The 12,325-nt window shown below is 66.5% G+C and carries 14 protein-coding genes; 6 read left to right on the top strand and 8 right to left on the bottom strand.

Annotation, left to right across the window (positions count from 1 at the left end):
- Positions 1-187: 187 nt before the first annotated feature.
- Complete coding sequence (gene purB / locus AC5JLE_RS16165; protein WP_496065470.1) at positions 188-1,555, bottom strand: adenylosuccinate lyase; 1,368 nt, start codon at positions 1,553-1,555, stop codon at positions 188-190.
- Between the two features lie 293 nt (positions 1,556-1,848).
- Here purB and AC5JLE_RS16160 point away from each other — a divergent pair, with 293 nt between their 5' ends.
- On the top strand, positions 1,849-3,276 hold the full coding sequence (locus AC5JLE_RS16160) for a class II fumarate hydratase (protein ID WP_032962093.1): 1,428 nt from the start codon (positions 1,849-1,851) through the stop codon (positions 3,274-3,276).
- Positions 3,277-3,380: 104 nt separating this feature from the next.
- Here the strand turns inward: AC5JLE_RS16160 and AC5JLE_RS16155 are convergent, their stop codons facing one another.
- The 7 genes from AC5JLE_RS16155 to AC5JLE_RS16125 form a co-directional block, all read right to left on the bottom strand.
- The gene (locus AC5JLE_RS16155; protein ID WP_014647695.1) at positions 3,381-3,806 is read right to left on the bottom strand and encodes a hypothetical protein; all 426 of its coding nucleotides are present in this window, start codon (positions 3,804-3,806) and stop codon (positions 3,381-3,383) included.
- A gap of 106 nt (positions 3,807-3,912) precedes the next feature.
- The gene (locus AC5JLE_RS16150) at positions 3,913-4,518 is read right to left on the bottom strand and encodes a YggN family protein (RefSeq protein ID WP_496065469.1); all 606 of its coding nucleotides are present in this window, start codon (positions 4,516-4,518) and stop codon (positions 3,913-3,915) included.
- 30 nt (positions 4,519-4,548) lie between these two features.
- Entirely contained in the window at positions 4,549-5,436 is an 888-nt protein-coding gene (locus AC5JLE_RS16145; RefSeq protein ID WP_496065468.1) for a GIN domain-containing protein, read from the bottom strand.
- A gap of 25 nt (positions 5,437-5,461) precedes the next feature.
- The gene (locus AC5JLE_RS16140; RefSeq protein WP_046431579.1) at positions 5,462-6,490 is read right to left on the bottom strand and encodes an ABC-2 transporter permease; all 1,029 of its coding nucleotides are present in this window, start codon (positions 6,488-6,490) and stop codon (positions 5,462-5,464) included.
- Positions 6,487-7,362: an ABC transporter ATP-binding protein gene (locus AC5JLE_RS16135; RefSeq protein WP_014647691.1), complete on the bottom strand. Its 876-nt coding sequence runs from the start codon at positions 7,360-7,362 to the stop codon at positions 6,487-6,489. Before AC5JLE_RS16135 ends, AC5JLE_RS16140 begins: the two co-directional genes overlap by 4 nt.
- Positions 7,362-7,721: a GntR family transcriptional regulator gene (locus AC5JLE_RS16130; RefSeq protein WP_005410261.1), complete on the bottom strand. Its 360-nt coding sequence runs from the start codon at positions 7,719-7,721 to the stop codon at positions 7,362-7,364. The genes AC5JLE_RS16135 and AC5JLE_RS16130 overlap by 1 nt, the downstream gene beginning before the upstream one ends.
- A gap of 2 nt (positions 7,722-7,723) precedes the next feature.
- Positions 7,724-7,960 carry a hypothetical protein gene (locus tag AC5JLE_RS16125; RefSeq protein WP_049408559.1) on the bottom strand — a complete coding sequence of 79 codons (237 nt, stop codon included), beginning with the start codon at positions 7,958-7,960 and terminating at the stop codon, positions 7,724-7,726.
- A gap of 365 nt (positions 7,961-8,325) precedes the next feature.
- Here AC5JLE_RS16125 and AC5JLE_RS16120 point away from each other — a divergent pair, with 365 nt between their 5' ends.
- The 5 genes from AC5JLE_RS16120 (at position 8,326) to AC5JLE_RS16100 (ending at position 12,286) form a co-directional block, all read left to right on the top strand.
- A complete protein-coding gene (locus AC5JLE_RS16120) occupies positions 8,326-8,913 on the top strand; it encodes a glutathione peroxidase (protein ID WP_014647689.1) in 588 nt (195 codons plus the stop codon).
- 96 nt (positions 8,914-9,009) lie between these two features.
- The gene (locus tag AC5JLE_RS16115; protein WP_032962085.1) at positions 9,010-9,987 is read left to right on the top strand and encodes an FKBP-type peptidyl-prolyl cis-trans isomerase; all 978 of its coding nucleotides are present in this window, start codon (positions 9,010-9,012) and stop codon (positions 9,985-9,987) included.
- A 23-nt stretch (positions 9,988-10,010) separates the two neighbouring features.
- Complete coding sequence (locus AC5JLE_RS16110; RefSeq protein ID WP_032962083.1) at positions 10,011-11,360, top strand: UDP-glucose dehydrogenase family protein; 1,350 nt, start codon at positions 10,011-10,013, stop codon at positions 11,358-11,360.
- On the top strand, positions 11,353-11,595 hold the full coding sequence (locus AC5JLE_RS16105) for a SlyX family protein (protein WP_005410256.1): 243 nt from the start codon (positions 11,353-11,355) through the stop codon (positions 11,593-11,595). Before AC5JLE_RS16110 ends, AC5JLE_RS16105 begins: the two co-directional genes overlap by 8 nt.
- A gap of 10 nt (positions 11,596-11,605) precedes the next feature.
- A complete protein-coding gene (locus tag AC5JLE_RS16100; RefSeq protein WP_049408561.1) occupies positions 11,606-12,286 on the top strand; it encodes a DUF2058 domain-containing protein in 681 nt (226 codons plus the stop codon).
- The last annotated feature ends 39 nt before the right edge of the window (positions 12,287-12,325 follow it).

Genomic DNA, 12,325 nt, shown 5'->3' with positions numbered 1-12,325 from the left:
CCCAGCTCCACCTTTCCCCCCACCTATCGCCCAAAACACCCCCAAACTATGTTTCCACCCCGCCCCCCGCTGCCACCACCCGCCCCACCCAGCTAGCAGCAATCCAGAGCCGCTCTTGACGTTGCTATTGCCGTTGCCGCTGCCTGCCGCAGGCAGCGCCCGCGGCCGCCGCCGCAAAGGAATCCCCTTAAATCTTCTTCGCCAGCGACTCAGCCAGGCCGGTGTAGCTGCCCGGGGTCATCTCCAGCAGGCGCTGCTTCGCATCCGCCGGCAGCTCCAGCCCCTGCACGAACGCACGCATCGACTCGGCGGTGATGCCCTGGCCGCGGGTCAGCGCCTTCAGCTGCTCGTACGGGTTCGGCAGGCCGTGGCGGCGCATCACCGTCTGCACGGCCTCGGCCAGCACTTCCCAGGCCGCGTCCAGATCGGCGTCCAGGCGCTGCGGGTTCACTTCCAGCTTGCCCAGGCCCTTGGCCAGCGAATCCAGTGCCACCTGGCTGTGGCCGAACGCGGTGCCCAGTGCGCGCAGCACGGTGGAATCGGTCAGGTCACGCTGCCAGCGGCTGATCGGCAGCTTCGCGCTGAAGTGCTCGAACAGCGCGTTGGCGATGCCGAAGTTGCCTTCCGCATTCTCGAAATCGATCGGGTTGACCTTGTGCGGCATCGTCGACGAACCAACTTCGCCTTCCTTCAGGCGCTGCTTGAAGTAGCCCAGCGAAACGTAGCCCCAGATGTCACGGGCCAGGTCGATCAGGATGATGTTGGCGCGGCGTGCGGCATCACCGATCTCGGCGATGTTGTCGTGCGGCTCGATCTGCGTGGTGTACGGGTTGAACACCAGGCCCAGGCCGGTCACGAAGCGCTCGGCGAAGGCTGGCCAGTCCACGTCCGGGTAGCTGGCGATGTGGGCGTTGTAGTTGCCCACCGCGCCGTTGATCTTGCCGGTCAGTTCGACCGCGGCAATCTGCCGGCGCTGGCGCTCCAGGCGCGCGACCACGTTGGCCAGCTCCTTGCCCAGGGTGGTCGGCGAGGCGGTCTGGCCGTGGGTGCGCGACAGCATCGGCTGGCCAGCCTGGGTGTGGGCCAGGGTGCGCAGGGTGCTGGCGATGCCGTCCAGGGTCGGCAACAGCACCTCGCGGCGGGCCTGTTCCAGCATCAGGCCGTAGCTGAGGTTGTTGATGTCTTCGCTGGTGCAGGCGAAATGCACGAATTCCAGCGCCGGGGCCAGCTCGGCGTCGTCCTTCAGCTGTTCCTTGATGAAGTACTCCACCGCCTTGACGTCATGGTTGGTAGTGCGCTCGATCTCCTTCACGCGCGCGGCCTGGGCCGGGCTGAAGCTGGCGGCCAGCGCGCGCAGGCGGGCGATGGCAGCGTCGGAGAACGGGGCCAGTTCGACGATGCCCGGCTCGGCGGCCAGGGCCAGCAGCCATTCCACCTCGACCGTGATGCGGGCCTTGATCAGGCCGTACTCGGAGAAGATCGGGCGCAGGGCGTCGACCTTGCCGGCATAGCGGCCATCGAGCGGGGACAGGGCGAGCAGGGCGGAATCGGACATGTCGGCAGGGCTGGGACGAGCGGCGGGGCCGATATTCTACGACGTGCCGGTCAGGTAGTGCCGGCCGCTGGCCGGCAACCACGCCCGGCCCACGCCGCCATGGCTTGCCGGCCAGCGGCCGGCACTACCCTTGCGCACGCACAACGGCCCTGCGGACGGAACGATCTGGCCCGTCCTCGTCATCCCACGCTGCGGGCAAGGGAGTATCGTTGGCGCAGCCGCCAGCCCGGGAAGCGACACCCTGCCAGCCGCCGCTTCCCTTTCCCCAACTGAAGTAGTGCGGAGTTGATGCAATGAGCAGAGCTGCAAGCAAGGGTTTCAGAATCGAACACGACAGCATGGGCGAGCTGCAGGTGCCTGCCGACGCCCTGTGGGGCGCGCAGACCCAGCGTGCCGTGCAGAATTTCCCGGTGTCGGGCCAGCGCATGCCGCGCGGTTTCATCCGTGCCCTGGGCCTGGTCAAGGGCGCTGCCGCCGGCGTCAACGCCGAGCTGGGCCATCTGCCCAAGAACGTGGCCAAGGCCATCCAGACCGCTGCCGCCGAAGTGGCCGCCGGCACCTGGGACGCGCAGTTCCCGATCGACGTCTACCAGACCGGTTCTGGCACGTCCTCGAACATGAATGCCAACGAGGTCATCGCCACCCTGGCCAACCGTGCCGGCAAGGCGGGCAAGACCGCGGTGCACCCCAATGACCACGTCAACCAGGGGCAGAGCTCCAATGACGTGATCCCGACCGCGTTGCGCGTATCGGCGGTACTGGCGGCACATGAGCAGCTGCTGCCGGCGCTGGTGCACCTGCGCAAGACCCTCGACAAGAAGGGCCGCAGCCTGCGCAAGGTGGTCAAGACCGGCCGCACGCACCTGATGGATGCGATGCCGCTGACCTTCGAGCAGGAGTTCGGCGCATGGTCGGCACAGCTGGCCTCGGCACAGGAACGCATCGAAGACAGCCTCAAGCGTGTGCGCCGGCTGCCGCTGGGCGGCACCGCCATCGGTACCGGCATCAATGCCGACCCGCGCTTCGGCGCGCAGGTGGCCAAGGCGTTGAAGCAGCAGACCGGGTTCAAGTTCGACAGCGCCGAGAACAAGTTCGAGGGCCTGGCCGCACAGGATGACGCGGTGGAACTGTCGGGCCAGCTCAATGCACTGGCGGTGGCGCTGATCAAGATCGCCAACGATCTTCGCTGGATGAACGCCGGTCCGCTGGCCGGGCTGGGCGAGATCGAACTGCCGGCGCTGCAGCCGGGCAGCTCGATCATGCCGGGCAAGGTCAACCCGGTGATTCCGGAAGCGACGGTGATGGCCTGCGCGCAGGTGATCGGCCACCACACCGCGATCACCGTGGCCGGGCAGACCGGCAACTTCCAGCTCAATGTCACCCTGCCGCTGATCGCGGTGAACCTGCTGGATGGCATTGGCCTGCTGGCCAATGTGTCGCGCCTGCTGGCCGACAGCGCGATTGCCGGGCTGAAGGTGCGTGAGGATCGCGTTGCCGAAGCATTGGCGCGCAACCCGATCCTGGTCACCGCGCTGAACCCGATCATCGGCTACGAGAAGGCGGCGGCGATTGCCAAGCGTGCCTACAAGGAGCAGCGTCCGGTGCTGGATGTCGCGCTGGAGGACAGCGGCCTGGATGAAGCCGAGCTGCGCCGCCTGCTGGACCCGGCCGCACTGACTGCCGGTGGCATCCACGCGGGGGGCGGTGGCGGCGGCGGTTGATCTGCCGGTCGTAGGGCCGAGCCCATGCTCGGTTGCTTCCTGGACCTGGGCCGAGCATGGGCTCGGTTCTACAAGAGGAAACGCCGCCCAGGGGCGGCGTTTTTTCAGCGACGGTCGGCGACGATGTTGCCGAAGGTGTCGGTGTAGTCCTTGAACTCGGGGATGCGCTGGACCAGGTCGGCCGGGATCACTTCCATGCCTTCCGGCGGCTGGATCTTCACCGGCTGCATGTTGGGATCGGCCGGGGCGGCGACCAGGGTGTTCTGGCGCAGCACCTGCAGCTTGCCGAACATGGTCTGCAGCATCTGCTTCTGTGCCTCGTCCAGCGGAATCTGGATCTCGTCCACCTTCATCGAACCATCACCGAGGATGATGATGTTCGGCGCCGGCGGGCGACGCACAGTGACCATGCCTTCGCTGACGGAGATCTTTGGCTTGCCGCGCTCGGCGCGGTGGTTGCGGTAATCCTTGTCACAGCCGACCAGGCCCAGGCAGAGCAGGGCGGCCAGCAGCAGGAACAACTTCTTCATGGCATTCGGTTCGGGGGCCTCCGGGGCCGCCATTGTAAGCCGGCCCGCGCACGACGGCCGGCAGCGGGGCGCCGCTGCCGGCCGGGTGCGCTGATCTGTCACAGGCCTAGCGCTTGACCACGGTGTCCTTGCCGCAGTCGTCGACGTCACTCTGGTCCATCGTTGCGTAGGGCTTGAACGCCGGCAGCTCGCGCGCCAGTGCCTGCTGGCTGGCCAGCATCGCCGGCAAGCGGTTGCAGATGCGCTTGGCCTGGGCTTCGATCTTCTCCGCCTCGGCATTGATCCGCTTCTCGATGCCTTCGCTGTCGCCGCTGAAGATGCCCTTCAGTGCCTCTCCGGCAGCGCTGGCGCCGAGCTTGGCGCCGGCCAGGCCGACATCCATGCCGTCCATCGCAATGGCGACGACGTGGCCGCGGTACTCCAGCAACCGCTGGCGCTGGGCCTCGTTGGCCGGCACGTCCTTGCCGTCGATCAGCAGGTGGCCATCCGGCGTGATCTCCGCACGCGGCTGCTTGTCGGCGGAGATGTTGATGTTGCCCTGGGTAATGTCCTTCCGGGCATCAACCATGGCCTCCTTGACGGTCTGGCCGACGCCCCTGGTGGCTTCGGCGACGCTTTTGCCGACGGTCTTGTCGGGCGTGGAAGAAGTGCCGCCGCAGGCGATCAGCGGCAGGCACAGCAGGATGGCAGGCAGCAGGCGCAGCAGGTTCATGGCAACTCCCTCGAATTGGTCCGGTGGCGGTTACTTGTTGCGGGGCAGGGTGACCGTGCCGCCGACGTTGCGGTGGCCGACATCGCCGCTGCCGCTGTGGTCGACGGTCAGGCTGCCGCGCACGCCGTCGACCTGGATGTCGCCCGAACCATGGCTGCGCACGTGCACGTTGCCGCCGATGTCGGACAGGTCGACATCGCCCGAGCCGACCACGCCGACCTCGACGTTGCCTTGCACGCGCTTGAACCCGATGTCGCCGGAACCGACCGTGTCCAGCCGGGCGTTGCCGCGGACATCGCTGATCTTCAGGTCACCGGAGCCGACGGTGCCGGTGACCGCATCGCCGCTGATGTTGCGCGCCTTGACGTCGCCGGAGCCGAGCGACAGCAGGTTCAGCGAGCCGCCACCGTCGATGTCCAGGTCACCCGAACCCACCGCTGCGTGGATGCTGCCGCGGGTGCCGCGAACGATCGCGTCGCCCGAGCCGACGTCCACGCTCAGCGACTGGGCGTTGTCCATGCTGGCATCGCCGGAGCCGACCTTGAGCTGCAGGGGCAGGTTGTCGGGCACGCTGCCACGGATGTCCAGCCAGGCATAGCTGTTGCCCAGGCTGATGCCGCTGTGGCGGCCGTCGCGGCGCAGGCTGACGACCAGCTTGTCGCCTTCCCTGCGCTGCTCCAGTACCAGCTGGTCCAGCCATTCCTGGCTGGAGGCGCAGGCGCGGCCATCGAGCTGGCCACCTCCCTTGCTGGCGACGACCTTCAGGTCATGCTGGTTCACCTCCAGCACCACCGCCTTGGCGCCGGACACATCCAGCTTCAGCGTGCGGGCGGCGGTGAACTTGCAGTTCGGAGCATCGGCGGCCAGCGCCGACAGAGGCAACAGCAACAACGCAGAACAGGCGAGCAGGGAACGCATGGGTGGTGCCTCCGGGTGGATGGAATCAGATCTCGCCGGCGCGCTTGCGCAGGCGGATGGCGAGGACGATGAACACGACACCGACGGCGGCACCGATCCATAGTTCCGGCATCGCCAGCGACTTCAGCTGCGAGGCCGGGGACATCAGGCTGACCACCGATTCGAGATCGCGACGCGTGCCTTCCTCGGCGCTGAGGCGATACACCAGGTCGGTGCCCGGCACGCCACCCAGCAGCAGGCGGCCAACGATGTTCTGCCAGAACCAGCCGGTGGTCAGGCCGATCAACGGCATCACCTTGGTGGTGCTGACAATGACGCCGGCGAACAGCGGCAGCATCACCGCCCACAGGAACGGTTTGGTGCGGGCCCAGGCCGAGCACAGCAGCAGCCAGCCGGCGGTGGGCAGGGCCCACAGGGCGTAGACCGGAATCCAGGCCAGGTGACCGGCGGCCAGGGTCAACGGGCTGGCCGGGCCCCAGATCAGGGTCATCGGGCTGCCACCGTGCATCAGCGCGACGATGCTGATCACCAGCATGAAGCCGAACATGGTGATGATGCCGGCGATCACCGCGATCAGCGGGGCCACGACCAGTGCGCTGATCACCTTGGACAGCACGGTCTGGGTGTCCGACAGCGGCAGCGACTTCCAGAACAGGATGCTGCGGTCGCGACGGTCGTCGTACAGGGCGCCCAGGCAGTAGAAGAACACCACGAAGGCCAGCACCAGGAACGGCCAGGCCGAGCTGAGCACCAGCGTCAGGTCGAGGCCGTTGCCGAGGTCGGCCAGGTCCTTGGCGCTGATGTCGCGGGTCAGCAGGGCCAGGTCCAGGCCGTTGATGTTCACGCTCTCGCCGTCGACATGCAGTGCGCCGTTGCGTGCTGCACGGTTCAGTGCAAACAGGCCGAAGGCGATGCCGACGGTGCTCATCACCAGCGAGATCAGGCCGGCGATCAGCGGCGCATACAGGAAACCGCCACGGTTCTCCCAGTACTCGCGCTTGAGCAGCCAGCGCAGGGTGCCCATCGGGCTGACGGGGTGGTTGACGGCAGTCATGCGTAGGTCCCCTTCATGATGGCGACGAACAGATCGGCCAGGCCCGGGCTGCGGGTCTCGCCAAGGGTGGAGAGCTGGGTGCGCGGCACACCGTCGAACAGCATTACGGTCTTGCCGAACGTCAGGCTGCGCTCGTCGATCGGCTTCAGCGCACGCGCGGTCTCCAGCTGGTCGGCGTTGACCAGAAGCTCGGTGTAGCGCTGGCCGACATCGTCCATTTCTGCATCGAGCACGATGCGACCATCACGGATGAACATGACGTCGCTGAGGATGTGCTCGATCTCCTCCACCTGGTGGGTGGTGACGATGATGGTCTTCTGTTCGTCGAAATAATCTTCCAGCAGGCGCTGGTAGAACTCCTTGCGGTACAGGATGTCCAGGCCCAGGGTGGGCTCGTCCAGCACCAGGATGCGCGCATCGATGGCCATCACCAGCGCCAGGTGCAGCTGCACGATCATGCCCTTGGACAGTTCGCGCACGCGCTGCTTCGGCTGCAGCTTGGTGTTGGCCAGGAAACGCTCGCAGCGGGCACGGTCGAAGCGCGGATGGACACCGGCGACGAAATCGATCGCTTCGCGGACCTTCAGCCAGCGCGGCAGCACGGCGACGTCGGCAATGAAGCAGATGTCGTTCATCAGCGCGTCGCGGTGCTGCCGCGGGTCGCGGCCGAGCACGCTCAACTCACCTTCCACCGAGGTCAGGCCGAGGATGGCCTTCAGCGCGGTGGTCTTGCCGGCGCCGTTGGGCCCGATCAGGCCGACGATGCGCCCGCTCGGAATGCTGAAGCTGGCATTGTCGAGGGCCACGGTGGTCTTGTAGGCCTTGCGCAGGCCTCGGGCGGTGATGACCGGTTCACTTGCAGTGCTATTCATCAGACTTTCCCCTGGGGCAGCAATTCGTCGAGGCTCAGGCCCAGGCGCTGGATGCGCTCCAGCACCGCCGGCCATTCTTCATTGAGAAAGCGCTCGCGCTCGCTGCTGCGCAGCTGCGTGGCCGCCTGCTCGGTCATGAACATGCCCAGGCCGCGGCGCTTCTCGACCAGGCCTTCATCGGCCAGTTCCTGGTAAGCGCGCGAAACGGTGATGGGGTTGAGCTGGTAGTCGGCGGCCACCTGGCGCACCGAAGGCAGGGCATCGCCCGGCTTGAGGATTCCGTCGAGCATCATGGCGATCACGCGCTCCTTCAACTGACGGTAGATGGGAGCGCCGTCGCTCCACTGGATGTCGCTCATATTCAGCTCCGTGGGGTCAGCGGCTGTGCGAACGAGAAATACGGCATGGACAGGGAGCTGTGCAGCCGACGCGGGGGAGGGGGGGAGGAATCGGCGTTCCCGGCCGGCGAAACGGATGCATCCTGCGCACTGTCGGCGGAGGCGGGGGCGGTTGGCATGGCCAGCCAGGCCAGCACGATCAGGGTCGAAACGGCAGCGGCCGCGGGTGCGGTGAGGTTGCGACGGATCCGGGCGTTCATGGCTCCCCCTGTCTCAGGTGACTGGTGTTGTATGCAACTATAACACCGGCACGCCTACGTGCAACCCCTTGCCGTGCCCAACTGATGGCAGGGGTGGTCAAGCCGCTGAAATATCCCCTTATCCCCTTGATTGAAAAGGGAAATGGAATTGTCGCGCGGGGCGATCACGCCCTGCCTTCCATTCAGCGTTGTCCATGCTATGTCATCCCTGCGCCGTTGAGGGTGGGTCCTCCCGGGAAAGGCCACGCCACGCAAAGCCGCCGGCACCCGCCGCAACAAGGGGCAACGGAGCCCGGTGCTATAGTTCGGCCGATTCCCGGCCGCTATCGGCCGGCCCTGTGAATGGCTACCGCGGACTGCTCTCGATGCCCCTGCCGACCGTTGTCCCGCGCCGACTGCGCGGCCTGTCCCTGTTGACCCTGCTGGTGGCCGGCCTGGCCGGTTCCGCCCATGTGCTGGCGGCCGATCTGCTGGACCTGGACTATCGCCCGCTGGCCAGCAAGCAGCAGGTCAACCTGCAGCAGCGCTACCACGGGCAGGTGCTGCTGGTGGTCAATACCGCAAGCAAGTGCGGCTATACCCCCCAGTACGAAGGCCTGGAGGCGCTGCAGAAGCGTTATGCCGGCCGCGGCTTTGCCGTGCTGGGTTTCCCGTCCAACGATTTCAAGGGCCAGGAACCGGGTGACGAGAAGCAGATCCAGGATTTCTGCACGCTTACCTATGGCGTCAAGTTCCCGATGTTCGAGAAGGTGCACGTCGTCGGTGCGGAGGCCACGCCGCTGTACCAGCGGTTGACCGCAGCCACCGGCGTGGCGCCGGGCTGGAACTTCCACAAATATCTGGTCGGCCGCGATGGCAAGGTCATCGCCCAGTTCGCCAGCAAGGTGACGCCGGACGATCCACAGCTGACCGCCGCCATCGACAAGGCGCTGGCCGTCGCTCCTACGCATTGATATCCGGCACGGATGCCTCGACATCGACGGCATGCGTGCGACAATGCTTCTTTTCGCGCCGACGTCGGCGCCCAGACACTTCCAGGAATGCAGCGAATGAAGATGGGAATGCGCGGCGCCGCGGCGTCGGTTCTGATTCTGGCGATGGGCACTTCGGGTGTCGCTCTGTCGCAACAACCGGCTGCCCCCGCAGCCGCCAAGGAGACCGCAACCTTGAATTCCCCCAAGCAGAAGCTCGGCTACGCCATCGGCCTGGACGTCGCCAAGTCGTTCACCCCGATCGCCGATGAGATCGATGTGGCCGCGCTGCGCACCGCCGTGGAACGTTCGTTCGAAGGCCTGCAGCCGCAGATCACCCAGGAACAGGCCAAGGCCACCGATGCCGCACTGCGCCAGGTCGTGATGGCCCGCAGCGGGCAGCAGGTGCCGGGCATGGCGCCGGGTTCGCAGCCGCCGAAGGTCGACCGCGTCAAGGTGTCGCAGATGATCGGTTCCTACTCGGTCGGCCCGTCGCTGGCACAGCTGAAGGACGACATCGATGTCGCCTCGCTGTTTGACGCGATCAGCACCGGCCTGAGCAAGGGTCAGCCGAAGATGACGGAAGCTGACGCGACCGCCACCATCCAGGCGTTCATGGGCAGCAAGCAGGCCGAAATGCAGGCCAAGGCCGCCGCTGCCGCGCAGACCAACCGCGAGGAAGGCAATGCGTTCCTGGCCAAGAACAAGACCCAGCCGGGCGTGGTGACCACCCCGTCGGGCCTGCAGTACCAAGTCATCCGCCCGGGCAGCGGTGAGCGTCCGCTGCCGAGCAGCAAGGTGCGCGTGAACTACGAAGGCAAGCTGCTCAACGGCACCGTGTTCGACAGCTCCTATGGTCGCCAGCCGGCCGAGTTCGGCCTGGACCAGGTGATCAAGGGCTGGACCGAAGGCGTCGCGCTGATGCCGGTCGGTTCGAAGTACCGCTTCTGGATCCCGGGCGAGCTCGCCTACGGTGAGAACGGCACCCCGGGTGGCCCGATCGGCCCGAACGCGACTCTGACGTTCGACGTCGAGCTGCTGGGCGTCCTGCCGTAAGCGACCACGGAGCCAGCACGGACATGCGCGTTGCGATTTTCGGTACCGGTTACGTAGGGCTGGTGACCGGTACCTGCCTGGCCGATGTCGGCCACCAGGTGGTCTGCGTCGATATCGACCAGGCCAAGGTCGATGGCCTCAACCAGGGCATCATCCCGATCTATGAGCCGGGCCTGGAACCGATGGTGAAGGCCAATCACGCCGCGTCGCGGCTGACTTTCACCACCGATGCCGCAGCCGCGATCGGCCACGGCCAGGTCGTGTTCATCGCCGTCGGCACGCCGCCGGACGAGGATGGCAGCGCTGATCTGCAGTACGTGCTGGCCGTGGCCCGCACCATCGGCCAGCACATGAGCGTGCCGACCGTGGTGGTCAACAAGTCGACGGTGCCGGTGGGCACCGCCGACAAGGTCCGTGCCGCCATTGCCGCAGAGCTGGCGGCACGTGGCGCCGACATCGCCTTCGACGTGGTATCCAACCCGGAATTCCTGAAGGAAGGCGACGCCGTTGCCGACTGCATGCGTCCGGATCGCATCATCATCGGTGCGACCAGCGCCGAGTCGGTGGCGGTGATGCGGCGCCTGTATGCACCGTTCAACCGCAACCACGACCGCGTGGTGGAAATGGACGTGCGCTCGGCCGAGCTGACCAAGTACGCCGCCAACGCGATGCTGGCGACCAAGATTTCGTTCATGAACGAAATCGCCAACATCGCCGAACGTGTCGGCGCCGATGTGGAGCAGGTCCGCCAGGGCATCGGCTCGGATCCGCGCATCGGCTGGCATTTCATCTACCCGGGCGCCGGCTATGGTGGCTCGTGCTTCCCCAAGGATGTGCAGGCGCTGGCCCGCACCGCGCAGCAGGCCGGCCTGGAGCCTAAACTGCTGAACGCCGTGGAAGCGGTCAACGATGCGCAGAAGGGCCATCTGTTCGCCCTGGTCCAGCGCCATTACGACAAGGGCGAGGACGAAGGCGTGCGTGGCAAGACCTTTGCCGTGTGGGGCCTGGCATTCAAGCCAAACACCGACGACATGCGCGAAGCCTCCAGCCGACGCCTGCTGGCGCAACTGTGGGAAGGCGGTGCGACGGTGCGTGCCTACGATCCCGAAGCGATGCATGAGGCGCAGCGCATCTTCGGTGAACGCGATGACCTGGTGTTCTGCAGCAATGCCAACGAGGCGCTGCAGGGCGCCGATGCACTGGTCGTGGTGACCGAGTGGAAGCAGTTCCGCAGCCCCGATTTCCAGACGCTGCGCGAGCAGTTGAAGGACGCGGTGGTGTTCGACGGCCGCAACCTGTACGAGCCGGCGGACGTGGAAGCAGCGGGCCTGGCGTATTACGGCATTGGCCGGGGGCGCTCGCTGCATGTCTGATCTGCTGCCAACCGAACGCGAGCAGGCGCTGGAAGCGCGCCTGGTCGAACTGGAAATGCGCGTGTCCTTCCAGGAACAGGCGCTGGCCGAACTGAGCGATGCGCTGGCCGATGCCCGCATGCAGGGCATGCGCAACGCCGACGTGCTGCGTGTGCTGCTGGAAGATCTGGGCAAGGTCCGCAACGCGCTGAATTCTTCCGATCCGGCGAGCGAACCGCCGCCGCCGCACTACTGATCCGAATCCTATGAGCGATACCCTCCGCGACCAGCTGATGGGCCTGGGCTTCAAGCCTGCGCCCAAGCCAGAGCGCAAGAATGATGGCCCCCGCCGTGACGGCCGCCCGCAGGGCAAGGGTGGCAACGGCAATGGAAAGCCGCAGGGCGCTGGCAAGGGCGAGCACAAGCCCGGCCAGCGTCGTGGTCCTGGCCATGGCGGCCCGGGCAAGCCTGGCCAGTCGCGTGGCCCGGGCCAGCAGGGCCCGCGCAAGCCGCGCAGCGCAGAAGAGATGGACCTGGCCAAGGCCTACGCCATCCGCGCGCAGAAGGAAAAGGAAGAGCGCATCGAAACCGAGCGCCTGAAGCAGGAAGAGGCGCGTGTGCGCCGCGAGGCCAAGGCCAAGCTGGAAGAACTGCTGAAGGACAAGGGCCTGAATGCCGAAGCGGCGGACATTGCCCGCCACTTCCCCTACGGCGGCAAGATCAAGCGCATCTATGTAACCGCCGAACAGCTGACCGCGCTCAACGCCGGTGAGCTGGGTGTGGTCCAGCTCAATGGCCGCTACCTGCTGGTGACCGCCGAGGTGCTGGCGCAGTGCGAGGCGGTGTTCGCCGCATCGGTGGCGCTGAAGGTCGATCCGAATGCGCCGGCCGAGGAAGATCCGTACGCGGACCCGCAGTACCAGGTGCCGGACGACCTGGTCTGGTAAACGCGTGACCGCCGCGGGCGCGCTGCCGTCGCGGCCGTG

Source organism: Stenotrophomonas sp. (assembly GCF_059505245.1).
The sequence above is the reverse complement of the archived record's forward strand: the minus strand, read 5'-3'. Positions and strand labels throughout refer to the sequence as shown.